Source organism: Xanthomonas sp. (genome assembly GCF_017163755.1).
Lineage (GTDB): Bacteria > Pseudomonadota > Gammaproteobacteria > Xanthomonadales > Xanthomonadaceae > Xanthomonas_A.
Genome location: NZ_JAFIWC010000023.1, coordinates 65,405 through 90,327, shown reverse-complemented (window position 1 = coordinate 90,327; position 24,923 = coordinate 65,405). Strand labels below are relative to the sequence as shown.

Sequence of the window (24,923 nt, the reverse complement as noted above, 5' to 3'; positions counted from 1 at the left end):
CGCAGCGGCCACGGCCTGCGCGGCGCGGTGCATGCGCGGCGGGGCCCGGTTCAATGCGCCACGAGCGGCGCGTCGGCCAGCTCGCCCTTGTCCAGATGCACGGTGTGGGTGGCGTACTCGGCCGCCTTGGGGTCGTGGGTGACCATGATGATGGTCTTGCCATGCTCGCGGTTGAGCTGCTGCAGCAGCTGCAGGATCTCCTCGGCCGACTGCCGGTCCAGGTCGCCGGTGGGTTCGTCGCAGATCAGGAAGGTGGGGTCGGAGACGATCGCGCGCGCGATCGCCACGCGCTGCTGCTGGCCGCCGGACAGTTCGTTGGGGCGGTGGCTGCGGCGGTCGGCCAGGCCGACCAGGGTCAGCGCGATCTCGGCGTTGCGCTTGCGTTGCGCGGCGCTGAGCGAGGTCAGCAGCAGCGGAAGCTCGACGTTCTTCTGCGCGGTGAGCATCGGCATCAGGTTGTAGAACTGGAACACGAAGCCGACGTGGTGGCTGCGCCAGGTCGACAGCTGGCCGCCGCTCATGCGGTCCAGGCGCTGGTCCTCGATCTCGATCTCGCCGCCGCTGGGGGTATCCAGGCCGCCGATCAGGTTGAGCAAGGTGGTCTTGCCCGAGCCGGACGGGCCCATCAGCGCGACGAAGTCGCCGCGTTCGATCTGCAGGTCGATGCCGTGCAGGACCTTAACTTGCTCGGGGCCGCGTTGGTAGGTCTTGACGACATTGCGCAGGGTGACGAGGGTGGACATGGCGGTTTTTCCTGGCAGTGGACGGGTCGGGTCTTCGATTGCAATGACGGTAGTGCCGTGTTCGTGTCTGTTGCTGTTGCTGTTGCTGTTGCGGTGTGCTGTTGCCGTGCTTTGCTTTTTGCCCTACCGGGTCCCTTACGCAGCGGCGAACAGGCCGGGAAAAACCCCGCAGGGGCGGCGCACATGGATGTGCGCCGTTCGCGAAAGGGGCAGGATGCCCCGTACGCGAATCCCGGTCTGTTCGCGGACCCGGAGCGCGCAGCGCGGAGGGCGCGGAGTAGGGTGTGCTTGACCAGCCATTCGGCTGTGATAAAAGCACTTCTTTTGGTTACCTTTCTTTGCACAAGCAAAGAAAAGTAACTCGCCGCAAGGCGAAAGCTTTGCTGTTGCTTGTGCTTGGGTTTTGCTTGTGGGAGCACAGCAACAGCTTCCGCTGACGCGGGTCACTTTTCTTTGCTCGTGCAAAGAAAAGTAACCAAAAGAAGCGCTTTTATCACAGCCGAATGGCTGGTCAAGCACGCCCGTCCTCGCGCCTTCCGCGCTGCGCGCTCCAGGTCCGCGTCTACGCCGGGGATTCGCGGAAGGGGCATCCTGCCCCTGCCGCGAACGGCGCACATCCCTGTGCGCCGCCCCTGCGGGGTTCTTCCCCGACGTAGCCGCCGCTGCGGATGGGACCCGTAAGTCAACAGCCAAAGCGAGAACAACAGCAACAGCAACAGCAACAGCACGAGCGAAGCAAAGCACGAGCAATAAACATAAGTACAAAGCGATCGGCAGCTGAAGCAACAGCTAAATCAACGGCAATGGCACGGTTAAAGCAAGTGGTGGCACCATGCGTGGTCGATGCGTAGACCGTCTGCATACGGCAGCTGCGCAACGGCCGACTGTGGCGCCGCACAACCCGGCAACGTGCAGCACTCCACCGCTTGGGGACCGCGCCTTACTGCCCGTCCGCCTCCGCCAGCTTCACCTTGGCGCCTTCCTTCAACGCCTCCGGCGGATCCAGCACCACCGTGTCGCCCGCCGCCAGGCCCGACAGCACCTGGCGGTCGTCGCCCAGCGCGATGCCCAGCTTCAGCGCGCGCTGTTCGACGGTGTTGTCCTCGGCCAGCGCGAAGGCCACGTCCTGGCCGTCGCGCTTGACGATCGCCGCGCCCGGCACGCGCACGCCCTGCGGCGTGTTGGCGGCCTGCGCCTGCGGCGCCTCCAGGAAGCTCACCCGCACGCCCATCTCCGGCACGATGCGCGGATCCTTCTGCTTCAGCGCCACGCGCACCTTCACCGTGGCCTTGCCGCGGTCGGCCGACGGGATGATCGCGATCACCTCGGCCGGGATCTTCCATTCCGGATAGGCGTTGAGCGTGGCTTCCACCGGCATGCCCGGCTTGACCCGGCCGATGAAGGCCTCGCCCACTTCCACCTCGATCTCCAGCGATTCCATGTCCACCACGGTGCCGATGCCGGTACGGGTGAAGCCGCCGCCGGCCGACAGCGGCGAGACGATCTCGCCCGGCTGCGCCGCCTTGGCGGTGACCACGCCGGAGAACGGCGCGCGCACGATGGTGTTGTCCACGTTCAGGTCGGCGATCGACAGCTGGTTGCCGGCCACGTTGACGTTGCGCTGCGCCGCCTGCAGCTGCGCGCGCAACGCATCGCGCTGCGCCACCGACTGGTCGTACTGCGAACGCGACACCAGCTGCTGCGCGACCAGCGTCTCCAGCCGCCTGGCGTCGGCCTCGGCCTGGCGCAGCTGCGCCTGCATGTTCGCCACCTGGCTGCGCGCGGCCTCCAGCTGCGAGGACGACAGCAGGCGCTGCGCGTCGGCGTCGATCGGGTCCAGCGTCGCCATCACCTGGCCCTGCTCCACGCGCATGCCTTCCTCGATCATCACCTCTCGCACCTTGCCGGTGATCTTCGCCGACACCGTGGCCATGCGCCGCGCCACGACGTAGCCGCTGGCGTCGAGCACCGAGGCGCTGCTGCCGCCGGCGGCGATCGCCACCACCGGCGCGGTGGTCACCGGCAGCGCCTGGTCGCGCCCGAACAGCCACCAGCCGCCCGCGCCGAGCACGACCAGCAGCAGCAACGCCAACGCGATCCACAGCCCGCGCCGCGACGGCGGCTGGCTGGGCGGCGCCTTGCGGTCGATGCGGAGTTCGTTGAGCAGGTCGGCGGAAGTATTCATCATGTTCCAGGACGTAGCGATGGGCGCAGTGTGACCAGGCCGGTGGCCGTTTCCAGTTGCCGGAAGTCACCTTCTACGGCGTGCGCCGCGCCATACCCCATGGCGCGGTGCGCAGCATGCGGCAATCGCCGCGCCGCCGCCAGTGACAGCTGTCATCCGCATCGGCTGATGCGCGGCACTGGGCGCGGCGCCCTGCGCAGGCGAGGATGGCGCCATCGCCGCGACCTCAGGCCACGCCAGGATGGACCACGTTGCACCCGTGTTGCCGGTGCCGGCCGCGATGCCGGATGCCGCCGCCGTGGCGCGATCCTCGCACGTGGCCGGCGGCGCCGGCTGCTGCACTGCCGCACGTGACAGCGGCGGCACGGCGACGCCGCCGCGCGCGCGGCGTACAGCCCGCTCGCTATGCTATGCGCCGCGGCGCCGCGCCCGCCCCTGGAGCCTGCCGTGATCGACCTGTTGCGACCCGCGCCCGACTCGCTGATCGCCCAGCGCCTGGCCTGGACCACCGCCCGGCGCAGCAGCCAGTGGTTCGTTTGGCTGTCGCTGATCTGGTCGATCTGGCTGTTCGTCACCCCGCTGTACGAGCCGCACTACTTCAAGCGCTGGTTCTGGCCGACCATGGGCAGCTACGCGCTGTTCCTGGCGTTGTACTACGTGGCCTACTACTGCGATCGCCGCTATTTGCGCGGGTGCGTGGCCGGCATGGCCGCGCTGGCGTTCGCGTTGTTGCCGTACAACCCGGGCGCGCAGTGCTACATGATCTATGCCTGCGCGTTCCTGGCGTTCTGCTTTCCGCTGGCGCGCGCGCTGGCGGCGATGCTGCTGCTGCTCGGCGCGTTCGCGGTGGCGTGGTGGATGCAGGGCTGGTCGCTGCTGTACATGACCAGCGCGGTGCTGGTGGGCCTGGCGGTGGGGCTGATGAACATCAGCTTCGAGCGCCGCGCGCGCGCCGACGCGCAGCTGCGGCTGAGCCACGAGGAAGTGCGGCGGCTGGCCGCGGTCGCCGAACGCGAGCGCATCGGCCGCGACCTGCACGACCTGCTCGGCCACACCCTGTCGCTGGTGGCGCTGAAGTCGGACCTGGCCGCGCGCCTGCTCGAGCGCGACCCGGCCGCGGCGCGGCGCGAGATGGACGAGGTCGGCGCGGTCGCGCGCGAGGCGCTGGCGCAGGTGCGGCGCGCGGTCAGCGGCATCCGCGCCGCGCAGCTGGCGGCCGAACTGGCCTCGGCCAAGCTGCTGCTGGAATCGTCCGGGGTGGCGTTCCGCTACCGGGTCGAGGCCTTGCCGCCATGCGTGGAGCTGGAGACGGTGTTCGCGCTGATCCTGCGCGAGGCGGCGACCAACATCCAGCGCCACGCCGGCGCCGGCAGCGCACAGCTGCGCCTGTGGCGCGAGCACGGCCAGGCCTGGCTGGAGATCCGCGACGATGGCCATGGCGGCGCGATGGTGCCGGGCACCGGCCTGACCAGCATGCGCGAGCGGCTGGAGGCGGTGGGCGGCGCGCTGTGGATCGAGTCGGCGCGCGGGCGCGGCACCTGCCTGCTGGCGAGCGTGCCGCTGCCGGCGGATGCGCCGGCCACCGCGCCGCTGCCGCGCGGCCAGGACGCCGCCGTGCTCTGAAGGGGCGTCCACGCCGCCGCCGCCCTACAATGCGCGGCACAGGACGGGGACGCGCGTGATTCGAGTAGTGCTGGCTGAAGACCAGGCGATGGTGCGCGGCGCATTGGCCGCGCTGCTCGGCCTGGAATCGGACATCGACGTGGTCGCCGCCGCCGCCGACGGCGAGGCCGCGTGGCGCGCGCTGCAGGCGCACGCGCCGGACCTGCTGGTCACCGACATCGAGATGCCCGGCCTGACCGGCCTGGAGTTGGCGCAGCGGGTACAGCGCCGGCAACTGCCGATCCGGGTGGTCATCGTCACCACCTTCGCCCGCCCCGGTTTCCTGCGCCGTGCGCTGGACGCCGGCGTCGGCGGCTACCTGCTCAAGGACGCTCCGCCCGAGCGCCTGGTCGAGGCGATCCGCCAGGTGCACCGCGGCGGCCGCGCGATCGATCCGGAACTGGCGCTGGAGGCCTGGACCGAGGCCGATCCGCTCAACGACCGCGAACGCCAGGTGCTGCGCCTGGCCGGCGACGGCGCCTCGGCCGGGGCGATCGCCAGCCAGCTGGGGCTGTCGCACGGCACCGTGCGCAACTACCTGTCCGATGCGATCGGCAAGCTCGGCGTCGGCAACCGCATCGAGGCGGCGCGCCTGGCGCGGCAGAAGGGCTGGCTGTGACGGCGGCGCGGCGCGCCGCGCCGGGTGCCGCGAACGCCGCTGCCGGCGGCGCGGCCTGCCGGCGTCTGCGCGTGGCTGCGCTGCAGTCCCCGTCCGCCGCGTGGCAGCGGGCGAGGCGGCACGATCAGAACGACCAGGTGAAGGTCAGCGAGCCGTTGCGCGGTTCGCCCCAGGCGCCGTAGCCGTAGATCTGCGCGTAGTACTTCTTGTCCAGCAGGTTGTTGAGGTTGACCTGCACCGAGAACTCCGGCGACAGCCGATAGCGCGCGAACGCGCTGACCAGCGCATAGGCGTCCTGCTCGAAGCGGCCGTAGACCGCGTCGGTGTAGTAGATGCCGTTCTGCCAGTTGACGCCGCCGCCGAAGGTCAGCTCGCTGACGCTGCGCGGCGTGTAGCTGCTGTAGAACTTGATCGTGGTCTGCGGCAGCTGGGTGTTGATGTCGGTGCCGCCTGCGTCCTTGGCGACGTAGCGCGAGGCGCCGAAGGTGGCGTTCCAGCCCGGCGTCAGTTCGCCGTTCAACTCGAACTCGAAGCCGCGGCTGACCGTGCCCTTGGCCGCGATGTACGCCGTCTCCGAGGTGCCCTGCACGAACTCGGTGGTCGCCTGGGCCACGTTGTCCTGCTCGATGCGGAACACCGACAGCGACGCATTGAGGCGGTCGTCGAACCAGGCGGCCTTGACCCCGGCCTCGTAGCTCTTGCCGAGCACCGGATCCAGGTACGCGCCGCTGACGGTGCGCGTGGTCTGCGGCTGGAAGATGTCGGTGTAGCTGGCGTAGGCCGACCACACCGCGTCGATGGTGTAGACCAGGCCGGCATACGGCGTGGTTTCCTTCTGCTGGCTGGTGTAGGGCACGCCGTTCTCGGCGCCGTCCACCTTCCAGTCGGTATAGCGCGCGCCCACGATCAGCTTCAGCGGATCGGCCAGCGACAGCCGCGCGGCGGCGTAGCCGGCCTTCTGGGTGACGGTGCCGCGGCTGAACTCGGTCAGCGGCGCCCAGTCCGGCTCCGGGTGGTTTCCGGTCCAGTTCAAGTAGCTGTCCATCGGCCCGGGGAAATCGAACGCGCCGTCGTTGACGTAGCGGCGGCGGTTGTAGCTGACGCCGGCCATCAGCTCGTGCTCGCGCCCGAACAGCTGGAACGGACCGTCGGCATAGGCGTCCAGGCCGTCGACCTTGCGCTGGGTGATGTAATAGCCCGAGTACGGCACCACGCCGGCGCCGGTCTGCCGGTCGAAGCCGTAGATCGTGTAGTACGGGTAGAACAGCTTGTCGGTGACGTCGGTCTGGTCGTGGGTGGCGTTGAGCTTGATGTCCCAGCCGTTGCCGAAGGCGTGCTGCAAGGTGACGAAGGCGCGCTTGGTGGTCGTGTCCCAGAACGTCCAGTCGGTGGCCGGGTTGAACGAGGCGTCGTAGCGGGTGCGGCTGCCGTCGGCGTACCACAGCGGGAAGCCGCCCCAGGTGACGTCGTCGGACTGCTTCTTCTGGTAGTCGTAGCCCACGCTCAGCTGCGTGTCCGGGGTCAGGTCGGCGTCGATCACCGCGTAGCCCAGCACCTTCTGCTGGGTGTAGCGGTCCACGTACGAGTCGGTGTCCAGGTAGCTGCCGATCACCCGCGCGCGCACGCTGCCGCTGGCGTTGAGCGGGGTGGTGACGTCGACGGTGGAGCGGGTCCTGCCCCAGCTGCCGGCGGTGACCGAGACGCTGCCGGTCAGTTCGGCGCTGTCGGCGTGCTTGCGGATCAGGTTGACCGAGGCCGACGGATTGCCCGCGCCGGTCATCAGGCCGGTGGCGCCGCGCACCACTTCCACGCGGTCGTACAGCGCCAGGTCCAGCGCCGAGTCGCCGTAGCTCCAGTTCTGCACCATCGTGGTGGGGATGCCGTCGAACTGGTAGTTGTCGATGTAGAAGCCGCGCGCGTAGAACTCGAAGCGCTCGCTGTCCGAACGGGTGTTGGACACGCCGGTGGTGTTCTCCAGCACGTCGATGATGTCGTCCAGGCCCTGATCCTCGATGCGCTGGTGGCTGATGATGCTCACCGACTGCGGGATCTCCCGCGGCGCCAGCTCGAAGCGGGTGCCGGCGGTGGTCTTGCGCACGCTGTAGCCTTCGGCGCGTTCGCCCTTGACCACGATCTGGTCGAGGTTGGTGACGTCGCCGTCGGCCGCGGCGGTCGCGGCGGCCGGCTCGGCGGCGAGCGCGGGCAGCGTGGCGAGCAGGCACGCCGTGGCCAATGCGCAGCGGCGCGGGAAGCGGGGAGGGAGGAAACGGTTCATTGCAGGCTCCAAGGCAAGCGGGCATGGCCATCGAAGGCGCTGCGTAGCGCCTTCGATGGCCGGGGTTGGATGCTGGCTTGGAGCGGTACGTCCTCGTGCGCAGGCCAAGCCTGCGCCCGGAGCGTCGACACCTGGCTGGCGCTGTCGATGCAGCCGGCGGCCCCGGAAAGGATGGCCGGCGAATGACGGGTTCTCGGGCGGGCTTCGTGGCCGTTGGATCAGGGTGAAGCCCGATGGCGGCAAGTGTAACGGCGCCGGGGCGGCAAGACTATGTCGGCGCCGCCATCTGCGTGCGTCTTGCCGGTGCCGCGGCCCGCCCCATGCACCGGCGTGCGTGCCGCCGGCAGGCCCTCGGCCGGTATGCCGATACGGCACGCGGCTATGAAATTGCGCGCGGCCGGCCGGTGCCGCCGCTGCCAGCGGCTATGCTCGGCGGCATCTGTCGACGGGGAGTGCGCGATGAAGTGGATGCGTGGCTGGCTGCTGCTGTGCGCGTGGCTGGCCGGTGCCGCGGTGGCGGCCGAAGGGCAGTTCAAGGTGCTGGTGGCGGCGATCCCCAACCAGTATCACCACGACTACATTCCCGTGGCCAAGCCGCGCTTCGAAGCGATGGCGCGGCAGCACTACGTCGAGCTGGTGTGGGCCTGGAACACGTCCGCGTTCGACCAGGACCTGTCGCAGTACGCGGCGATCGTGCTGCTCAACACCCCGGCCACCGAACTGAACCCGGCGCAGCGCGCCCGGTTCCAGCAGTACGTGCGCAACGGCGGCGGCGTGGTCGCCGTGCACAAGGCGTTCGCGATCCGGCGCGGCGACTGGGACTGGTACGACCGGCTGATCGGGCGCTCGTTCCGCACCCATCCCTACCTGCAGACCGCGATGGTCGACGTGGTCGACCGCAACTTCCCCGCCACCGCCGGCCTGCCGCAGCGCTGGGTGTGGTCGGACGAGTGGTACGAGTACGACCCGCCGTACAGCGACGACCTGGTCACGCTGATGACCGTGGACGAATCCAGCTACGACCCCACGCTGATCTGGCCGGGGCAGGTCGCCAAGGGCATGGGCAAGGAGCATCCGGTGGCCTGGTACCACCACTTCGAAGGCGGCCGCGTGTTCGCCACCGCGCTCGGCCACCAGGCCGAGGCCTACAACGACCCGCGCTACCTGGAGCACCTGTACGGCGGCATCTACTGGGCCGCGACCGGACGCGGCATCGCCGCCGGTCCGGCGCCCGCCGCATCACCATCGCGTTGAAAGCGGATTGCCCTCAGCCTATGAGAGTGGCTTCCAATCGCGGCGCGCGAACCTGCAACCCGGTCGCGGCGGAGCGTGGTCGGGGCTAAAGCCCCTCCTACAGGTGCACCGGCACAGCACGGCGCGAGTCTGTAGGAGCGGCTTCAGCCGCGACACAGCGCCGGAAGCCTGCAGTTTCATACCCAGCCGGGTCGATCCCAAAAAGGGAAGCCGCCTTCAGTGCACCGCCCAGCGCACCAAGCGCCCCCCGTTGCAACGGCGGCTTGGCCGCGACAGGCGGAGCCGCACGCTTGACCGGCCTCGACCCAGCCTGCGCCACTCCCGCAGCAGGCGAGCGCGCTCCCTGACAATGCACCGGTTGGGACATCGCGCGCTTCACTTGTGGGAGCGGCTTCAGTCGCGACGCGCGGTACCGACCCCGCCATCGCGACGATCGCCGCGATGCCCGGAAGTCGCCCCCACGCCGCTGCAACCATAGCAGCGCAAATCCCGCTACGCCTGTTCCTGCGGCGGCGCCGGCTCGACCGCCGGCACCGCCGCGCCGCGTGCCATGCTCGAGAACACGCCATCGCGGCGCACCCAGGCGTGGAACAGCGCCGCGCACAGATGCCCCAGCACCGTGGCGAACAGCAGGTACGCCAGCCAGCCGTGCGCGCTGCGCAGCCACGCGTACAGCGCCGGGCCGTGCGGCGCGATCGGCGGCAGCTGCACGCCCGGCCACAGCACGACCGGGTAGCCGCCGGCCGACAGCATCGACCAGCCGAGCAGCGGCATCGCCAGCATCAGCGCGTACAGCAGCCAGTGCGAGGCGTGCGCCGCCACCTTCTGCCACGGCGGCAGATCCGCCGGCAGCGGCGGCGGCCGGTGGCGCAGGCGGTTGCCCAGGCGCACGATCGCCAGCAGCCCGATCGCGATGCCCAGCGGGCGGTGCAGGTCGAGCAGCCACGGACGCTGCGACACCGAGGCCACCATGCCCACGCCGACGAACAGCATGGTCACGATCATCGCCGCCATCAGCCAATGCAGCGCGCGCGCGGTGGCGTTGAAGTGGCCGGACCCATTCGCGCGGCTCATCGCGCACCCCCGTTCGCCTGGCCGGTGGCCTCGGGCGCCTGGCCGCGGCCGATCTCGCGTTCGCGGCGGTTGAAGGAGTGCGAATACACCGCCGAGCGCGCGGCCAGGATCGGGTCGTCGGACCCGGCGATGCCGCGCGGCAGGATCAGCGGGTCGTAGTTGATGTCGCGGCACGGACCGGTGGCCTGCGGTTCGGCGTGGTCCAACACCAGGGTGCCGGCGACCACCTGCTGCCGGTCCTGCGGCCACGGTTGCGAGGGGTCGTCGACCGGGTCGCCGGCCGCGGCCACGGTCAGCACCAGGTCCCAGCGCAGCGGGCCGCGCGCCAGCCGCGCCTGCAGGTCCTGGCCGAGGAAGTCGGCGTCGGCCTGCGCGCGCTGCGCCGCGGACAGCGCCTTGAACGCGGTCTGCGGCCGCATCGACCAGCGCACGAAGCGGCTGCTGCCGTCGGCGGCGGTGAAGCGGAACGCGTTGACCCCGTTGTACTGGGTGTTGGCCCAGCTGTCGGACCACGGCGCGGTCTTGGCCCACTGCTGGAACTTCTTCGCTTCCGGGTACTGCTGCACGAACGCGGCCAGCTTCGCCGGGTCCGGCTTGCCGGTGGCCGGGTCCGGCCGCGCGGCCAGGGTCTGCGCCATGAAGCCCTCCGGCGTGGCCACCACGAAGAACGGGAAACTGTTCATCGCCGTGCGCCACTGCTGGCCGTCGTCGCTGCGCAGCAGCAGCGCCATGCTGCGCACCCGCGCGGCGCCATCGGCCCCGTGCGGATCGCCGCCACCGATCGACATCCGCCCCAGCACCGGCACCGAGGCCTGGGTGAACACCCGCGCCGAGGACAGCGCGCTGGCCTGGCCATTGCCCTCGAAATGCCCGCTCACGCACAGGCCCTTGCTGTGCGCGCGGCGGAAGCCCGGATGCGGCGGCCCGCCGGCCTCGATGGCGTCGGTCATGCGCTGCGCGGTCAGCCGCGGCGGTGCGCCCAACCAGCCGGCGCTCCAGGCGAAGGCGGCAGCGAGCGCGGCGGCGATCGCGGCGATGCCGGCCAACGGCAGCCAGGGCCGCGGGCGTGGTGGCGAGGGCGGGGCGGGGTCGGGATGGGACATAGGGGAACTCCTGTGGCGGCGGCGATTGGCAGTGAGACGTGCGGCGTCGCCATCTATTCCCGGTGCCGGTGTTTTGTGCATGGCCTGCGGGAGCATTTTGCTGACGGCAGTTGTTTCCAGCCGGCCTGAGCGGCGCGATCGCGCCGACGCTCCCGGAGAGTGGCCAACTCACGCTTTGCTAATACTCCGGCTTGCCGTGTGTCCATCCGCGATCGCCCTCCGATTCCTGCCGCGCGACGACAGCAGGTGCCGGTGCTGACGACGGCCGCGGTCGCCGATCGATACCGACGGGCGGCTAACCCAGGCGGGGGAATAATCGGCCTTGCCGTGCGTCCTATCGATGACCGCCCATCCCGACCTGCCGCACGAACCCAGCCATGCATGAACTCGACGACGAATCCCTGCGTGCGCTGATGCCGCGGTTGCGGCGTTTCGCGCAATCGCTGGCCGGCGATGCGGCCGCCGCCGACGACCTGGTGCAGGCCGCGCTGGAGCGCGCGCTGCGGCGCTGGTCCACGCGCCGCGACGCCGACGCGCTGCAGCCGTGGCTGTTCGCGATCGTGTACCGGCAGTTCGTCGACGAGCGCCGCCGCGCGCAGCGCTGGCAGCGGGTGGCGGCGCTGTTCGCGCCGCAGCAGCCGGCGCAGGCGCCGTCCGCCGAACAGGTGCACGCCGGCCGCGCCACGCTGGCCGCGTTCGCGCAGCTGCCGGCCGAACAGCGCGCGCTGCTGTTGCTGGTCAGCGTGGAAGGCTTCAGCTACCGCGAAGCGGCCACCGCGCTGGCGCTGCCGATCGGCACGGTGATGTCGCGGCTGTCGCGCGCGCGGGAGAAACTGCGCCAGATCAGCGAAGGCCGCAGCGCCGGCGGCCCTGCCTTGCGAGTGCTCAAATGACCGTGTTGCGACCCGACGACGAAACCCTTCACGCCTATGTCGATGGCCGGCTGGACCCTGTGCGCGCCGCGCAGGTGGCGGCGTGGCTGCAGGCCCATCCCGAGCAGGCCGCGCGCGTGGCCGGCTGGAAGCGCGACGCCGACGCGTTGCGCGCGGCGTGGGCCGGCGTGGACGCGATGCCGGCCAATGCCGCGCTGACCCCGACCGCGTTGCGCCGCCGCGTGCGGCAACGGCGGCGCGCGCTGTACGGCATGGTGGCCAGCGGCGTGCTGATGCTGGGCCTGGGCACCACGCTGGGCTGGCAGCTGCGCGACAGCCGCCTCGGCGGCGAGCGCCTGCCGATGGCCGACGCGGTGGCCGCCTACCGCCTGTTCGCCGACGGCGAGCAGCCGCTGGAATTCGACCCGGCACGGCGGGTGGCCCTGCAGGGCTGGCTGCGCACCCACTTCGGCCAGGCCGGCGCGGTGCCGGACCTGCAGGCGCAGGGCTTCGCCTTGCGCGGCGGGCGCCTGCTGTCCACGCCCGAGGGCGCCGCCGCGATGCTGGTCTACCAGGACGCCGACGGCGCGCGCATCGGCCTGTACCTGCGCCCGGGCAATGCCCGCATCGGCACCGGCGAGCGCCGCGACGGCCGCCTGCTGGCGCAGTACTGGTCCGAGGGCGACACCGCCTTCGCCCTGGTCGGCCCGGCCACGCAGACCCGCATGCGCCAGATCGCCCCGCTGCTGCGCGAGCAGGGCTGAGACGGCGCGGCGCGAACTGCGCATGGCGAATGCATGATGCATGCCCGTATGATTTCTCCCTGTAGGAGCGGCTTCAGCCGCGATGAACGAAGCGACGCCGCACCCGTATCGCGTCGGGACTGAAGTCCCTCCCACAGTGCACCCAGCGAGCAGGCCGCAAGGCTCCTTGTGGGAGCGACTTCAGCCGCGACGGACGAAGCGATAGCGTTGCCGCGATCAGAAGCGGTCGGGACTGAAGTCCCTCCTACAGTGACCCCAGCCGCTGATATCGCAAGATCCTGCAGGAGCGGCTTCAGCCGCGACGAGCGAAGCGGTGGAGCTACCGCGACCGGACAGCGTTGGGACTGAACTCCCTCCCGCAGTGCAACCAGGGAGCGAGCCGCAAGGCTCCTTGTGGGAGCGACTTCAGTCGCGACGGACGAAGCGATAGCGTTGCCGCGATCAGAAGCGGTCGGGACTGAAGTCCCTCCTACAGTGACCCCAGCCGCTGATATCGCAAGATCCTGTAGGAGCGGCTTCAGCCGCGACGAGCGAAGCGGTGGAGCTACCGCGACCGGACAGTGTTGGGACTGAACTCCCTCCCGCAGTGCAACCAGGGAGCGAGCCGCAAGGCTCCTTGTGGGAGCGACTTCAGTCGCGACGGACGAAGCGATAGCGTTGCCGCGATCAGAAGCGGTCGGGACTGAAGTCCCTCCTACAGTGACCCCAGCCGCTGATATCGCAAGATCCTGTAGGAGCGGCTTCAGCCGCGACGAGCGAAGCGGTGGAGCTACCGCGACCGGACAGTGTTGGGACTGAACTCCCTCCCGCAGTGCAACCAGGGAGCGAGCCGCAAGGCTCCTTGTGGGAGCGACTTCAGTCGCGACGGACGAAGCGATAGCGTTGCCGCGATCAGAAGCGGTCGGGACTGAAGTCCCTCCTACAGTGACCCCAGCCGCAGATATCGCAAGATCCTGTAGGAGCGGCTTCAGCCGCGACGAGCGAAGCGAAGAACGCGCAGATCGCAGTGCAGGACCGTGCCAGCGTCGCTCCGCTAGCCGGCGTAGCGCGCCTTGAGCATCGCGTAGGCCGAGCGCAGCGCCAGCGCCTCGCCACCGGCCGGGCGGCCGGGGCGTTCGCTGTCGTTCCAGGCATACACGTCCAGGTGCGCCCAGGCCTGCTGCGCCGGCACGAAACGCTCCAGGTACAGCGCCGCGGTGACCGCGCCGGCCATGCGCGAGCCGGCGTTGGCCAGGTCGGCGATCGAGCTGGTCAGGTAGCGCAGGTACGGGCGCCACAGCGGCATGCGCCATACCGGGTCGCGGGTCCGCTCGCCGGCGTCGATCCACGCCTGCGCCAGCGCGTCGTCGTTGGCGAACAGCGCCGGCAGGTCCGGGCCCAGCGCGATGCGCGCCGCGCCGGTGAGCGTGGCGAAATCCAGGATCACGTCCGGCGACTGCTCGCCGGCGTAGGTCAGCGCATCGCACAGGATCAGCCGGCCCTCGGCGTCGGTGTTGTCGATCTCCACGCTGATGCCCTGGCGGGTGGCCAGCACCTCGCCGGGGCGGAACGCGTCCGGGCCGACCGCGTTCTCCACCGCCGGGATCAGCACCGTCAGCCGCACCGGCAGCCGCTGCGCCATCACCAGCCCGGCCAGCGCCAGCGCGTGCGCCGCGCCGCCCATGTCCTTCTTCATGTTGCGCATGCCGTCGGCCGGCTTCAGGTCCAGCCCGCCGGTGTCGAAGCACACGCCCTTGCCGACCAGCGCCACGTGCGGGTGCGCCGCCTCGCCCCAGCGCAGCGCGATCAGCCGCGGCGCGCGATGCGAGGCGCGGCCCACGGCGTGGATCGCGGGGAAGTTCTGCGCCAGCAGCGCCTCGCCGGCGATCACCTCGATCTGCGCGCCGTGCGCCTGCGCGATCTCGCGCGCCTCGGCTTCCAGTTGCTCCGGGCCCATCTGCTCGGTCGGCGTGTTGACCCAGTCGCGCACCCGCAGGCACGCCTGCAGCAGGTCGCGCACTTCCGCCGACGGCGTGGCCGCCAGCCGCGCCGGCACGCGCGGCGGCTGCTTGTAGCGCGCGAAGCGGTAGCTGCCCAATCCCCAGCCCAGCTGCAGCGCGGCCTGCTCCTCGGCGCCCAGCGCGCTGGCCAGTTCCCACTCGCTGCCCGGCGGCAGCGCGGACGGCGCGTGCGCGTAGGCGTAGGCATCGCCGCGGTCGCCCACGCCGAGCACCGCGCCGGCCACGCCGTGGTCGCCGGGCAGCAGCAGCGCCGTGCCCGGCGCGGCCATGAACTGCTGCGCATCCATCCACGCCACCCACGCCGGGCGCTGCGCGGCGCGCCATTCGGCCAGCTGTTCGCGGCCGAGCACGTACAGCGGTTGCGCGCGGGTCGGGGAGTCGATGAAGCCGTGGGGCAGGGACATGGGCGGTCCTTGGCTAGGCCGGCGCGCGTGGCGCGCGCGTCCGGCAGCGGGCGGGGAAGGAAGCCGGGCATTGCGCCGGCGCGAGGCTCACGCCGCCGCTCCGTGCGGCGGCTGCGTCGCGTCCAGCCAGTCGGCCAGGCCGGTGAGGGTGTCGAAGTGCAGGTCGGGCGGCCGCGGCGGATGCCAGGCCTGCGCGTCGCGGTTGATCCAGCAGCCGCGCAGGCCCGCGTCCATCGCGCCGAGCACGTCCATCTCGATGTGGTCGCCCACGTGCAGCACCTGCGCGCACGGCAGGCCCAGGCGCGCGCAGGCGGCGTGGAAGATGCCCGGGTCCGGCTTGGCCGCGCCGTGTTCGCGCGCGCTGAGCTGGAACGCGAAATGCTGCGCCAGGCCGATCCGCGCCAGGTCGGCGTTGCCGTTGCTCAGCGCCGCCACCGGCACCCGCGCGGCGATCCGCGCCAGCGCCTGAAGGCTGTCGGGGTAGCACTCCACTTCGTTGCGCGCGGCGTAGAACACCTCGTACGCCGGCTCCACCAGCGCCACATCGCCGCCGCTTTCCTCCAGCGCGCGGCGCAGCGTCAGCCGGCGCATTTCGCTCAGGTCGTGCGCCAGGTGCGGGTTCGCCGCGAACACCGCATCGCGCAGCTGGCGCATCGCCGCGATCGGGAACCGCTCGGCGGTGCGCGGGCTGTGCTGCAGCAGCCAGTCGTGCAGGATCTGCTCGATGCGCGCGCCGATCGGCGCGAACGGCCACAGGGTGTCGTCCAGATCCAGGGTGATCGCGCGGACGGGGAAGGAAGGCAAGGAAGTCACCTGGCGGATTTTACGCCAACCAGCCGCCGCGGCCGTCGTGCTGGGTAGACACCCATGCAGGCACCCGCGGCGCGCCGACCGCTTTTCCGCGACCCGTGTCCCGGCTTCATTCCAGCAGCTTGGCCCAGCGCTGCATGCCTTCCACGCGCGCCAGCACCATCTTGATGCACACCAGCAGCGGCACCGCCAGCAGCAGGCCGACCATGCCCCACAGCCAGCCGAACAGCATCAGCGCCAGGATCAGCATCAGCGGCGAGATCGCCATGCGCCGGCCGAGCACGATCGGCGTCACCACCTGGCCTTCGAGCAGGTGCAGCGCCAGGTACAAGGTGGCCGGCAGCGAGGCGGTCAGCGGGTCGCGGAACTCGACGAAGCCCATCAGCAGCATCAGGATCGCGCCGATCAGCGGGCCCACGTACGGCGCGAAGTTCAGCAGCGCCACCACCGTGCCCCACAGCAGCGCTTCCTGCAGCGGGATCTTCAGCAGCACCAGGATGCCGGCGAAGATCAGCCCCACCAGGGTGTTGATGATGGTGATGGTCAACACGTAGCGCGACACCTCGCGCTCGATCGAACGCAGGATATCGGCGGTGAACTTCTGCTGCTGGCGGTTGGGCAGCAGCGCGATCGCATGCCGCTGCAGGTTCTCGCCGAACACCATGAAGAAGAACGTCAGCAGCACCACCGCCAGCGCCGAGGCCGCCAGCCGCGGCGTGCGCACCAGCGCCTTGTACGGATCGTCCATCTGCGTGCGGATCACCTGCACGCGGCGACCGCTCTCGCCGCCGGCGGCGCGCGCGAAGTTCTCCGCCGCCTGGTTGGCCTGCTGCATCGGCTTGGTCAGGTCGCGCACCTGGGTGGCGATGTGGCGCATCTGCCGCGGCGCCTGCTGCACCCACTCGGCGGCCGGGCCGGCCAGCTGCAGGGTCAGCGCCACCGCGACCGCCATGCCGGATACCAGCACGAACAGCGCGCCCAGGAAGCGCGGCACGTACAGCCGGTTCAGGCCGCGCAGGATCGGGTTGCCGACCAGGGCGAAGAACGCCGCCAGCAGCACCGGCAGGATCACGTCCTGCGCGGCCCACAGCGTGTAGCCCACCGCCAGGATCGCCAGCAGCACCAGCGACATCGGCCCGCGCGGACGCGGCGCCGGGGGCGGCGGCAGCGCCGCGTCGTCGGTGGGCGGCAGGCCGTCGGCGGCGTCGGAAACGGAAGCGGTCGGTGTGCTCATCGGGCCTGCGGCTGCGTGCGGCGCCGCGCGGCGCGCAACCGGGGCGCGCGCCACGGGGCGCGAAAGGGGGGAGGCGAGTGTAGGCCGATCGGCTGCCTGTGCGGCGTGTAGAACCGGTGCGCAGGCGGCGCGGCGCGCGCGGCGGGTGCCACGCTCAGCGTTCGGACAGCTCGGTCGCCGCTTCGGCCGCGCGCGGCGGCAGGTCGCCGCGCGGTGCCGGGGCGCTGCGTTGCGCCGTCGCCGCAGTGGCCGCCGCGGCTGCGGCGGCGGCCGCCACGTCCGGGTTCGCCGCGCCTTCGTTGGCGGTGTCCGCCGCATCCTGCGCATGGTCGGCTGCACGCGAGGCCTGGTGCGAGGCCTCCTTGGCGCGGGTGGCGGTCACCAGGCTGGACACGGTGCTGAGCATCTGCAGCCAGCGCACGCCGCCCAGCTTGCCGATCGCCGCCGCCGGCTCGGCGCGGCCGACCACGAAGCCGGCGCCCAGGCCCACCACCACGATGCGCAGCGGGGTCCAGCCTTCGTGCCAGACCCGCTTGAGCGTGCCCCACTGGGCCTGCATCTGCTGCTGGCGCCCGTCCAGCACCGTTTCCGCGCGCGCGATGCGGTGCTGCAGTTGCTCGAATTTCATCGCCTCGCCTCGGCTGACGCGGCGGCCTGGCCGCCCTCGTTGTCGTCGTCGTCGCCGCCGATCCCCAGCTTGGCCAGCTGGCGCCGGGTGGCGTCGAGTTTGCTCATTTCGAAATAGCGCAGCGCCTGCCACGCGCCCAGTGCGGTGACCACCAGGCTGAACGCCGCGGTCGCCGAGATCGAGGCCAGCCACGACCAGCCCATGCGCTGCAGCACCGCGATCAGCGCGCCCATCAGCAGCATCCACGCCGAAGCGCCGAACGCCACCGCGATGGTCAGCCACACCAGCGCGCGGGCCAATGCCGCGCGCGCCAGCGCCAGGTCGGCCGCGATCAGCCGGCGCAGCGCCCGGCCGGCTTCGACCGTGGCGGCCAGGCCTTCGCGGCCGGCGCCGCTGAACTGGCGGAACGACTCCTCCAGCGACGGCCGCGCGGGCTCGGCGGGCGCCTCGCCCGGCGGCTCGGAAGAAGGGGCGCCGCCGGCGGCGGCGCGGGCCTGCTCGTCGCTCACGCCGACTTACTTGTCGCCGCCGCTGCGCGCCAGCTTGGCGATGATCCAGCCGGTGGCGAAGGCCACGCCGAACGAGGCCAGCGGGCGTTCGCGGATCAGGTCGGCGGCGCTTTCGACCAGGTCGCGGCCCTTGTCCAGCAGCACGTCGACCTGCTCCTTGGCGGCGGCGCTGCCGAACTCGGCGGCGGCCAGGCCGGACAGCGCGCTGTCGGACAGCTCGGCCTTGACGTTGGCCTTGCCCAGCTTCAGCTCGTCGCCGGCCGCGCCGGCCGCGCCCTTGATCGCCTCGCTGGCGTAGCCGGCGGCCGACTTCAGGTGCGAGCTGGCTTCGCTGAGGTTGTCCTTGAGGTTCTCGGTGTTGGTCGGACTTGCGTTCATCGCGTGTCTCCTAGGGGTGGAAGGGGCGTGCCCGTGGTGGGCGGTTCGCGGTTCGCGATGCACAGCAATACCATCGGGGCGGTGTAGGGCTTGTTAGCTTGCGTCCACGCGCATGCGGGCAGACTGGGCGCGTCCCACACCAGGAGCCCGCAATGAAACGGTACACCGCGCGCAGCGGCGACGCCGGCGTGGCCGCGTACGAAAGTGGCGAGGGCTGGATCAAGCTGCGTTTCCGCCACGGCGGCACCTACCTGTACACCGACGCCTGCCCCGGGGCCGAGCACGTGGCGCAGATGCAGCGGCTGGCCGCGGCCGGCGCCGGGCTCACCACCTACGTCAACCAGCACGTGCGCGAGGACTACGCCGAGAAGCTCGACTGAGCCGGCGCGGCGCCGTCGGCGGCAACGCGCCGCGTGCGGGCCGCCGCATCGCGCAGGCCTACTGCATCACCAGGTCGGCGCGCACGCCGCCGCGCACCACGCGCAGCACCAGCTGGCTGGGCTTGCGCGCGAAGTTGGCGCGCCAGCTGGCCAGGTCGGCGAACTCGCCCGCGGAGGCGGCCACCACCACGTCGCCGCTGGCCAGGCCGTTGCGCGCCGCGCGGCTGCCGCGCGCCACGTTGCTGATCATCACCCCGCCCAGCCCGGACTGGCGCACCGACTCGGGCAGGTCGACGAAGGTGGCGCCGGCCAGGCGCGGGTCCAGCGAGTCGCCGCTGACCGCGCGCGGCTGCTCCTTCAGCGTCGCCTTCAGCTGCAACGGGCGGCCGTCGCGGCGCACGTCCAAGGTCACCGTGCTGCCCACCGGCTGCAGGCCTTCGTAGTTGTGCAGCGCCTCGGCGCTGTCCACCCGCTCGTTGTTGGCGCCGACGATCACGTCGCCCGGCTGCAGCCCGGCGACGCCGGCGCCGGAGCCGGCCAGCACCCGCGTCACCAGCGCCCCGCGCGGGCTGTCCAGGCCCAGGCCCTGCGCCAGCTGCGAGGTCAGGTTCTGGGTCTCGATGCCCAACGTGCCGCGGATCACCACGCCCTTGCTCTTGAGCTGCTCCACCACCCCGCGCGCCAGGTTCGACGGGATCGCCAGGCCCAGGCCGATGTTGCCGGCCATGCTGCCCTGCGGGTTGAAGCTGGCGGTGTTGATGCCGACCAGCTCGCCGTGCAGGTCGACCAGCGCGCCGCCGGAGTTGCCCGGGTTGATCGACGCGTCGGTCTGGATGAAGTTCTGGTAGCCCAGCCCGCGGATGCCGCTGCGGCCCACCGCCGAGACGATGCCCGAGGTCACCGTCTGGGTGAAGCCGAACGGATTGCCGATCGCCACCACGAAATCGCCCACCCGCAGCTTGCTGCTGTCGCCCAGGCGGATCTCGGTGAGGTTGTCGGCCTTGATCCGGATCAGCGCGATGTCGGTGTCGGCGTCCGAGCCGATGAACTCGGCCTGCACCGTGCGCCCGTCGGCCAGCGTCACCTGCACGTCGTCGGCGTTCTCGATCACGTGGTGGTTGGTCAGCACGTAGCCGTTCCTGGCGTCGATGATCACCCCCGAGCCCAGCGACTCGTTGATCCGCTCCTGCGGGATGTCCGGGAACAGGCGGCGGAAGAACGGGTCGTTGAAGTAGGGGTTGCGCACCCGCACCACCTGCTTGGTGTTGACGCTGACCACCGCCGGCATCGTCTGCTGCAGCATCGGCGCCAGCGACGGCAGCGGCTGCCCGGCCACCGAGGCCGGCAGCGCCGCGGCGGCGGTCACCGTCTGCGCCACCGGCGCGCGCGGCGGCGCGGCCTCGGCGCGGTTGTCCCACTGGGCGTTGATGGCGGTGGCGGCGAAGCCGCCGAACGCGGCGGCGGCGGTCAGGGTCAGCAACGTGGGCAACGGGCGCATGGGTCGGTTCCGGGGTGACGCGAAGGGCTGCCAGGGCAGATGGGCACGGGTGCGTGTAAATCAAGATGAACGACGCGCTTTTAACCTTTGGTGAAAGCCTTGCCGGGCGCGGATCGGGCCGACGAACGGACCCGCTCTGCGACCATTTTGACGTTGACAGCGGGCCTGCCCGAAGGTAGCTTGACCGCTTCGTTTCGCCACTACATATAGCGGTGAGGCGGCCCACCAACCCTAGTACTAGGGTTTTTCGCTGGGGGCCACGGGCTCCAGGGATAGCGCGCAGTGACGCATGGCGTGAACGTGATCCAGGCCGTACGCGGCCGTCCACCCACTCCTACCGGCTGAGGAAGCGGCGCCCTGCGCGCCGCCTTCCGGCATGGTCGTCGTTGCAAGCGGGCAGTACGGAATACGGCGGATGGCGATCCGCATCATCGGGACAGGTTCGAGGAGAACAGAAAAGAATGAGCACGGTGCGCCTGGAAGTCGTCCAGACCGAGTCCAAGCAGAACCCCATCCCGATGCAGCCTGCGTCGCAGGATATCTGGGACAAGAAGTACCGCCTGAAGACCAAGCAGGGCGAGCCGCTGGATGCCGACATCGACGGCACCTACCAGCGCGTGGCGCGCGCGCTGGCCGACGCCGAGGCCACCGAGGAAAAGCGCGCCTACTGGTTCGAGCGCTTCGCCTGGGCGCTGCGCCGCGGCGCGATCCCGGCCGGGCGCATCACCTCCAACGCCGGCGCGCTGGAACACAAGCCGGCCACCAGCACCATCAACTGCACCGTGTCGGGCACCATCACCGACTCGATGGACGGCATCCTGGAGAAGGTCCACGAAGCCGGCCTGACCCTGAAGGCCGGCTGCGGCATCGGCTACGAGTTCAGCACGCTGCGCCCGCGCGGCGCGTTCGTGGCCGGCGCCGGCGCCTACACCTCCGGGCCGATGTCGTTCATGGATATCTACGACAAGATGTGCTTCACCGTGTCCTCGGCCGGCGGCCGCCGCGGCGCGCAGATGGGCACCTTCGACGTGTCGCACCCGGACGTGAAGGACTTCATCCGCGCCAAGCGCGAGGACGGGCGCCTGCGCCAGTTCAACCTGTCGCTGCTGATCACCGACGGCTTCATGCAGGCGGTGGAGACCGACGCCGACTGGCCGCTGGTGTTCCCGGTCAACCGCAAGGAAGAAGGCGACATCGACCTGACCAGCGCCACCGACGTGGTCTGGCGCGACTGGCCCACCCACACCAACTACATCGTCCGCGACGATGGCCTGGTGGCGTGCAAGGTGTACGGGCACATCCGCGCCCGCCACCTGTGGGACATGATCATGGTGTCCACCTACGACTACGCCGAGCCGGGCTTCATCCTGATCGACCGCGTCAACGAGATGAACAACAACTGGTGGTGCGAGAACATCCGCGCCACCAACCCGTGCGGCGAGCAGCCGCTGCCGCCGTACGGCGCCTGCCTGCTCGGCTCGATCAACCTCACCAACTTCGTGCGCGACCCGTTCACCGAGCAGGCGCGCTTCGACTGGGAGGAATACAAGGAAGTGGTGCGCGTGTTCACCCGCATGCTAGACAACGTGGTCGAGGTCAACGGCCTGCCGCTGCAGCAGCAGCGCGACGAGATCATGCGCAAGCGCCGCCACGGCATGGGCTTCCTCGGCCTGGGCTCGACCATGACCATGCTGCAGATGAAGTACGGCAGCCCGGCCTCGTGCGAATTCACCGAAGCCATCGCCCGCGAGATGGCCGTGGCCGGCTGGGAAACCGCGCTGACCCTGGCCAAGGAAAAGGGCCCGGCGCCGATCATGCACGAAACCTTCGAAGTCACCGCCGCGATGCTGCGCCAGCGCCCGGAAATGGCGAAGGACGGCTGGCGCGTGGGCCAGGAGATCGAAGGCCGCCTGCTGCACGCCAAGTACAGCCGCTACATGCAGCGCATCGCCGAAGTGGCGCCGGAACTGGTGGAGGAACTGGCCGAGGTGGGCGCGCGCTTCACCCACCACAGCTCCATCGCCCCCACCGGCACCATCTCGCTGAGCCTGGCCAACAACGCCTCCAACGGCATCGAGCCCAGCTTCGCCCACCACTACAGCCGCAACGTGATCCGCGAAGGCAAGAAGTCCAAGGAGAAGGTGGACGTGTTCTCCTTCGAACTGCTGGCCTACCGCCACCTGGTCAACCCCAAGGCGATGCCGTTCGCCGAGGCCGCCGACGCGCAGCTGCCGGACTACTTCATCTCCGCCGACGACATCCACCCCAAGGAACACGTGGACGTGCAGGCCGCGGCGCAGAAGTGGGTGGACAGCTCCATCTCCAAGACCGCCAACGTCCCCACCGACTACCCCTACGAGCAGTTCAAGGACATCTACCGCTACGCGCACCAGCAGGGGCTCAAGGGCTGCACCACGTTCCGCTTCAACCCGGCCGCCTTCCAGGGCGTGCTGGTCAAGGAAGCGGACCTGGAAAACACCACCTACCGCTTCGAGCTGGAAGACGGCAGCGTGGTGGAAGCGAAGGGCAACGAACAGATCGAGTACGACGGCGAGATGCACACCGCCGCCAACCTGTTCGATGCGCTGAAGGAAGGCTACTACGGCAAGTTCTGAAGCCGCACGCCTGCCCGCGCCACGCGCGCGGGCAGGTGCGCAGCCCGGGCCGGCGCGCACAGGCGAGCCGCGTTGGCCCAACGCCACCCCACCGCTCGCCGCCGTGCGTCCCGCTTCGCTCCATGTTCCATGCCCAATCGGTATAGCATCGCCCGCGTTACATAAACACTGACACCCTGAGGAGGGTTTTTTATGAGCAACGGTAATGGTGTGACGGCGACGCTCGCGCAAGCCGCCGAGAACGTGAAGGAAACCGCCAGCAACGTGGGCGAGGCGATCGCCGCCACCGCCAGCGAGGCCGTGGCCAGCGTCAAGCAGGCGGCCGAGAACGTGCAAAAGCGCGTGCAGACCCAGGTGGCCAAGACCAAAAAAGCGGTGAAGAAGGCCGAGAAGGCCGTGGCCAAGCGCGCCGAGAAGGCCAGCAAGTCGGTGAAGAAGACCGTGGCCAACGCGCGCAAGCGCCTGGAGACGGCCAAGGCCAACGCCCAGTCCGAAGCCGCCACGCTCAACGGCAAGGCCGGCAAGAAGACCACCAAGAAGACCGCCAAGAAGGCGGCGACCAAGACCGCCGCCAAGAAGACCGTAGCCAAGAAGGCCACCGCCAAGAAGCCGGCCGCCAAGAAGACCGCGACCAGGAAGGCCGCAGTGAAGAAGGCCGCGCCGAAGAAGGCAGTGAAGAAGGTCGCCACCAAGAAGGCCGCCACCACCTCCGTGGCCAAGAAGTCTGCGGCCAAGAAGGGCGCCGCCACGCGTTCGCTGGGCGCGCGCAAGACCGCGGCCAAGAAGAGCGTGGCCAAGAAGGCCGCGCCCCGCAAGGCCGCCGCAACCAAGAAGACCGCCGTGCGCAAGAGGGCCGGCAAGAAGGCCGCGGCCAGCCGCGGCAAGAAGTAAGCCCACCCGCTGCAACCCCTCTCCCGCACGCGGGGGAGGGGCCGGGGCGAAGGCACAGCACCCGACAAAGTCACGCAATCAGGAACCGCATCATGGCCGTCAAGATCGACAAGAAAATCAAGGGCTACGCCGTCGTCACCCCCGAGGACAAGGCCCGCGAAGCCGCGCCGCCCGTGCCCGCCGCGTCGATCGACCGCGCCACCGCCGAGGCCGAGACCCCGGTGGACAACATCATCCACATGCACGAGCGCATCGAGCGCCCCGACGTGCTGATCGGCAGCACCTACAAGATCAAGTCGCCGCTGGTGGAACACGCCATGTACGTGACCCTCAACGACATCGTGCTCAACGCCGGCACCGAGCACGAACTGCGCCGCCCGTTCGAGATCTTCGTCAACTCCAAGTCCATGGAACACTTCCAGTGGATCGTGGCGCTGACCCGCATCATGTCCGCCGTGTTCCGCAAGGGCGGCGACGTCACCTTCCTGGTCGACGAGATGAAGGCCGTGTTCGACCCCAAGGGCGGCTACTTCAAGGCCGGCGGCGTGTACATGCCCTCGCTGGTGGCCGAGCTGGGCAGCATCGTCGAAGAGCACATGAAGTCCATCGGCCTGCTGCACGACCCGGAGATGAGCGACCACCAGCGCGCGCTGATCAACGAAAAGCGCAAGCAGTACGAAGAGCGCTCAAAAAAAAACAGTGAAGTGAAGCCGGCTGTTCCTTCTCCTGCGGGAGAAGGTGCCCGAAGGGCGGATGAGGGTACGGCTTCGAGCGACTCCACCGCCGACCACGAAGAAGACATCGCCGTCACCGGCGATGGCGCGAGCTTCCCGCCGTCGGCCACGATGTGCCACAAGTGCAACACCAAGGCCCTGGTGATCATGGACGGGTGCGCTACTTGTTTGAATTGTGGGTATAGCAAGTGTGGTTAATTTGCTTGACTAGATGTTGGATTGGCAGGGTCAGGTCAAGAAGTGAGTACGGCCTCCGCCTTCGCTAAAAGGACTTTTTATGTGTGCATGGTT

At 70.1% G+C, this 24,923-nt stretch carries 21 protein-coding genes; 9 read left to right on the top strand and 12 right to left on the bottom strand.

Annotated elements, in window-relative coordinates; all coding sequences use genetic code 11:
* Positions 1 to 50: 50 nt before the first annotated feature.
* Positions 51 to 743: an ABC transporter ATP-binding protein gene (locus tag JR065_RS15785; protein ID WP_206235254.1), complete on the bottom strand. Its 693-nt coding sequence runs from the start codon at positions 741 to 743 to the stop codon at positions 51 to 53.
* 940 nt (positions 744 to 1,683) lie between these two features.
* Positions 1,684 to 2,928, bottom strand: a complete 1,245-nt coding sequence (locus tag JR065_RS15780; RefSeq protein ID WP_206235253.1) for an efflux RND transporter periplasmic adaptor subunit — start codon at positions 2,926 to 2,928, stop codon at positions 1,684 to 1,686.
* Between the two features lie 405 nt (positions 2,929 to 3,333).
* Here JR065_RS15780 and JR065_RS15775 point away from each other — a divergent pair, with 405 nt between their 5' ends.
* Positions 3,334 to 4,551, top strand: a complete 1,218-nt coding sequence (locus JR065_RS15775; protein WP_206235252.1) for a sensor histidine kinase — start codon at positions 3,334 to 3,336, stop codon at positions 4,549 to 4,551.
* A gap of 55 nt (positions 4,552 to 4,606) precedes the next feature.
* Entirely contained in the window at positions 4,607 to 5,209 is a 603-nt protein-coding gene (locus JR065_RS15770) for a response regulator (RefSeq protein WP_206235251.1), read from the top strand.
* Between the two features lie 124 nt (positions 5,210 to 5,333).
* Here JR065_RS15770 and fhuE read toward each other — a convergent pair whose 3' ends face one another.
* Entirely contained in the window at positions 5,334 to 7,484 is a 2,151-nt protein-coding gene (gene fhuE, locus JR065_RS15765) for a ferric-rhodotorulic acid/ferric-coprogen receptor FhuE (RefSeq protein ID WP_206235250.1), read from the bottom strand.
* 459 nt (positions 7,485 to 7,943) lie between these two features.
* On the opposite strand from fhuE, the gene JR065_RS15760 reads away from it, so the two are divergent.
* Entirely contained in the window at positions 7,944 to 8,738 is a 795-nt protein-coding gene (locus JR065_RS15760) for a ThuA domain-containing protein (protein ID WP_206235249.1), read from the top strand.
* Between the two features lie 492 nt (positions 8,739 to 9,230).
* On the opposite strand, the gene JR065_RS15755 is transcribed toward JR065_RS15760, so the two are convergent.
* Together JR065_RS15755 and JR065_RS15750 are read right to left on the bottom strand one after the other, a co-directional pair.
* Entirely contained in the window at positions 9,231 to 9,812 is a 582-nt protein-coding gene (locus JR065_RS15755; protein ID WP_206235248.1) for a cytochrome b, read from the bottom strand.
* Complete coding sequence (locus tag JR065_RS15750) at positions 9,809 to 10,915, bottom strand: catalase family peroxidase (protein WP_206235247.1); 1,107 nt, start codon at positions 10,913 to 10,915, stop codon at positions 9,809 to 9,811. The genes JR065_RS15755 and JR065_RS15750 overlap by 4 nt, the downstream gene beginning before the upstream one ends.
* 377 nt (positions 10,916 to 11,292) lie before the next feature.
* Here JR065_RS15750 and JR065_RS15745 point away from each other — a divergent pair, with 377 nt between their 5' ends.
* The gene (locus tag JR065_RS15745) at positions 11,293 to 11,808 is read left to right on the top strand and encodes a sigma-70 family RNA polymerase sigma factor (RefSeq protein ID WP_206235246.1); all 516 of its coding nucleotides are present in this window, start codon (positions 11,293 to 11,295) and stop codon (positions 11,806 to 11,808) included.
* Positions 11,805 to 12,551 (top strand): anti-sigma factor family protein, encoded by a 747-nt coding sequence (locus tag JR065_RS15740; protein ID WP_206235245.1) that lies wholly within the window; start codon positions 11,805 to 11,807, stop codon positions 12,549 to 12,551. The genes JR065_RS15745 and JR065_RS15740 overlap by 4 nt, the downstream gene beginning before the upstream one ends.
* 1,033 nt (positions 12,552 to 13,584) lie before the next feature.
* On the opposite strand, the gene JR065_RS15735 is transcribed toward JR065_RS15740, so the two are convergent.
* The 6 genes from JR065_RS15735 to JR065_RS15710 all read right to left on the bottom strand — a co-directional run bounded on the left by JR065_RS15735 (position 13,585) and on the right by JR065_RS15710 (position 18,514).
* The gene (locus tag JR065_RS15735) at positions 13,585 to 14,955 is read right to left on the bottom strand and encodes a leucyl aminopeptidase family protein (RefSeq protein ID WP_206235244.1); all 1,371 of its coding nucleotides are present in this window, start codon (positions 14,953 to 14,955) and stop codon (positions 13,585 to 13,587) included.
* Between the two features lie 87 nt (positions 14,956 to 15,042).
* On the bottom strand, positions 15,043 to 15,759 hold the full coding sequence (locus JR065_RS15730; protein ID WP_206235243.1) for an HAD family hydrolase: 717 nt from the start codon (positions 15,757 to 15,759) through the stop codon (positions 15,043 to 15,045).
* Between the two features lie 115 nt (positions 15,760 to 15,874).
* A complete protein-coding gene (locus JR065_RS15725; protein ID WP_206235242.1) occupies positions 15,875 to 16,999 on the bottom strand; it encodes an AI-2E family transporter in 1,125 nt (374 codons plus the stop codon).
* A 154-nt stretch (positions 17,000 to 17,153) separates the two neighbouring features.
* Positions 17,154 to 17,627: a hypothetical protein gene (locus tag JR065_RS15720; RefSeq protein ID WP_206235241.1), complete on the bottom strand. Its 474-nt coding sequence runs from the start codon at positions 17,625 to 17,627 to the stop codon at positions 17,154 to 17,156.
* Complete coding sequence (locus JR065_RS15715; RefSeq protein WP_429001876.1) at positions 17,624 to 18,136, bottom strand: phage holin family protein; 513 nt, start codon at positions 18,134 to 18,136, stop codon at positions 17,624 to 17,626. Before JR065_RS15715 ends, JR065_RS15720 begins: the two co-directional genes overlap by 4 nt.
* 6 nt (positions 18,137 to 18,142) lie before the next feature.
* Positions 18,143 to 18,514, bottom strand: coding sequence for a hypothetical protein (locus JR065_RS15710; RefSeq protein WP_206235240.1), 372 nt, complete (start codon positions 18,512 to 18,514; stop codon positions 18,143 to 18,145).
* A 152-nt stretch (positions 18,515 to 18,666) separates the two neighbouring features.
* Here JR065_RS15710 and JR065_RS15705 point away from each other — a divergent pair, with 152 nt between their 5' ends.
* A complete protein-coding gene (locus tag JR065_RS15705) occupies positions 18,667 to 18,894 on the top strand; it encodes a hypothetical protein (protein WP_206235239.1) in 228 nt (75 codons plus the stop codon).
* Between the two features lie 58 nt (positions 18,895 to 18,952).
* On the opposite strand, the gene JR065_RS15700 is transcribed toward JR065_RS15705, so the two are convergent.
* The gene (locus JR065_RS15700; RefSeq protein ID WP_206235238.1) at positions 18,953 to 20,392 is read right to left on the bottom strand and encodes a Do family serine endopeptidase; all 1,440 of its coding nucleotides are present in this window, start codon (positions 20,390 to 20,392) and stop codon (positions 18,953 to 18,955) included.
* A gap of 461 nt (positions 20,393 to 20,853) precedes the next feature.
* Here JR065_RS15700 and JR065_RS15695 point away from each other — a divergent pair, with 461 nt between their 5' ends.
* The 3 genes from JR065_RS15695 (at position 20,854) to JR065_RS15685 (ending at position 24,830) form a co-directional block, all read left to right on the top strand.
* Positions 20,854 to 23,007, top strand: coding sequence for an adenosylcobalamin-dependent ribonucleoside-diphosphate reductase (locus JR065_RS15695; RefSeq protein WP_206235237.1), 2,154 nt, complete (start codon positions 20,854 to 20,856; stop codon positions 23,005 to 23,007).
* Between the two features lie 192 nt (positions 23,008 to 23,199).
* The gene (locus tag JR065_RS15690; protein ID WP_206235236.1) at positions 23,200 to 23,898 is read left to right on the top strand and encodes a hypothetical protein; all 699 of its coding nucleotides are present in this window, start codon (positions 23,200 to 23,202) and stop codon (positions 23,896 to 23,898) included.
* Positions 23,899 to 23,990: 92 nt separating this feature from the next.
* Positions 23,991 to 24,830 (top strand): NrdJb, encoded by an 840-nt coding sequence (locus JR065_RS15685; protein WP_206235235.1) that lies wholly within the window; start codon positions 23,991 to 23,993, stop codon positions 24,828 to 24,830.
* The last annotated feature ends 93 nt before the right edge of the window (positions 24,831 to 24,923 follow it).

Coding starts and splice junctions, on each gene's coding strand:
- JR065_RS15755 (WP_206235248.1), bottom strand. CDS start 9,812: ATGAGCCGCGCGAATGGGTCCGGCCACTTCAACGCCACCGCGCGCGCG.
- JR065_RS15760 (WP_206235249.1), top strand. CDS start 7,944: ATGAAGTGGATGCGTGGCTGGCTGCTGCTGTGCGCGTGGCTGGCCGGT.
- JR065_RS15735 (WP_206235244.1), bottom strand. CDS start 14,955: ATGTCCCTGCCCCACGGCTTCATCGACTCCCCGACCCGCGCGCAACCG.
- JR065_RS15690 (WP_206235236.1), top strand. CDS start 23,200: ATGAGCAACGGTAATGGTGTGACGGCGACGCTCGCGCAAGCCGCCGAG.
- JR065_RS15775 (WP_206235252.1), top strand. CDS start 3,334: ATGCTATGCGCCGCGGCGCCGCGCCCGCCCCTGGAGCCTGCCGTGATC.
- JR065_RS15700 (WP_206235238.1), bottom strand. CDS start 20,392: ATGCGCCCGTTGCCCACGTTGCTGACCCTGACCGCCGCCGCCGCGTTC.
- JR065_RS15740 (WP_206235245.1), top strand. CDS start 11,805: ATGACCGTGTTGCGACCCGACGACGAAACCCTTCACGCCTATGTCGAT.
- JR065_RS15685 (WP_206235235.1), top strand. CDS start 23,991: ATGGCCGTCAAGATCGACAAGAAAATCAAGGGCTACGCCGTCGTCACC.
- JR065_RS15785 (WP_206235254.1), bottom strand. CDS start 743: ATGTCCACCCTCGTCACCCTGCGCAATGTCGTCAAGACCTACCAACGC.
- JR065_RS15780 (WP_206235253.1), bottom strand. CDS start 2,928: ATGAATACTTCCGCCGACCTGCTCAACGAACTCCGCATCGACCGCAAG.
- JR065_RS15725 (WP_206235242.1), bottom strand. CDS start 16,999: ATGAGCACACCGACCGCTTCCGTTTCCGACGCCGCCGACGGCCTGCCG.
- JR065_RS15695 (WP_206235237.1), top strand. CDS start 20,854: ATGAGCACGGTGCGCCTGGAAGTCGTCCAGACCGAGTCCAAGCAGAAC.
- JR065_RS15710 (WP_206235240.1), bottom strand. CDS start 18,514: ATGAACGCAAGTCCGACCAACACCGAGAACCTCAAGGACAACCTCAGC.
- JR065_RS15750 (WP_206235247.1), bottom strand. CDS start 10,915: ATGTCCCATCCCGACCCCGCCCCGCCCTCGCCACCACGCCCGCGGCCC.
- JR065_RS15720 (WP_206235241.1), bottom strand. CDS start 17,627: ATGAAATTCGAGCAACTGCAGCACCGCATCGCGCGCGCGGAAACGGTG.
- JR065_RS15705 (WP_206235239.1), top strand. CDS start 18,667: ATGAAACGGTACACCGCGCGCAGCGGCGACGCCGGCGTGGCCGCGTAC.
- fhuE (WP_206235250.1), bottom strand. CDS start 7,484: ATGAACCGTTTCCTCCCTCCCCGCTTCCCGCGCCGCTGCGCATTGGCC.
- JR065_RS15745 (WP_206235246.1), top strand. CDS start 11,293: ATGCATGAACTCGACGACGAATCCCTGCGTGCGCTGATGCCGCGGTTG.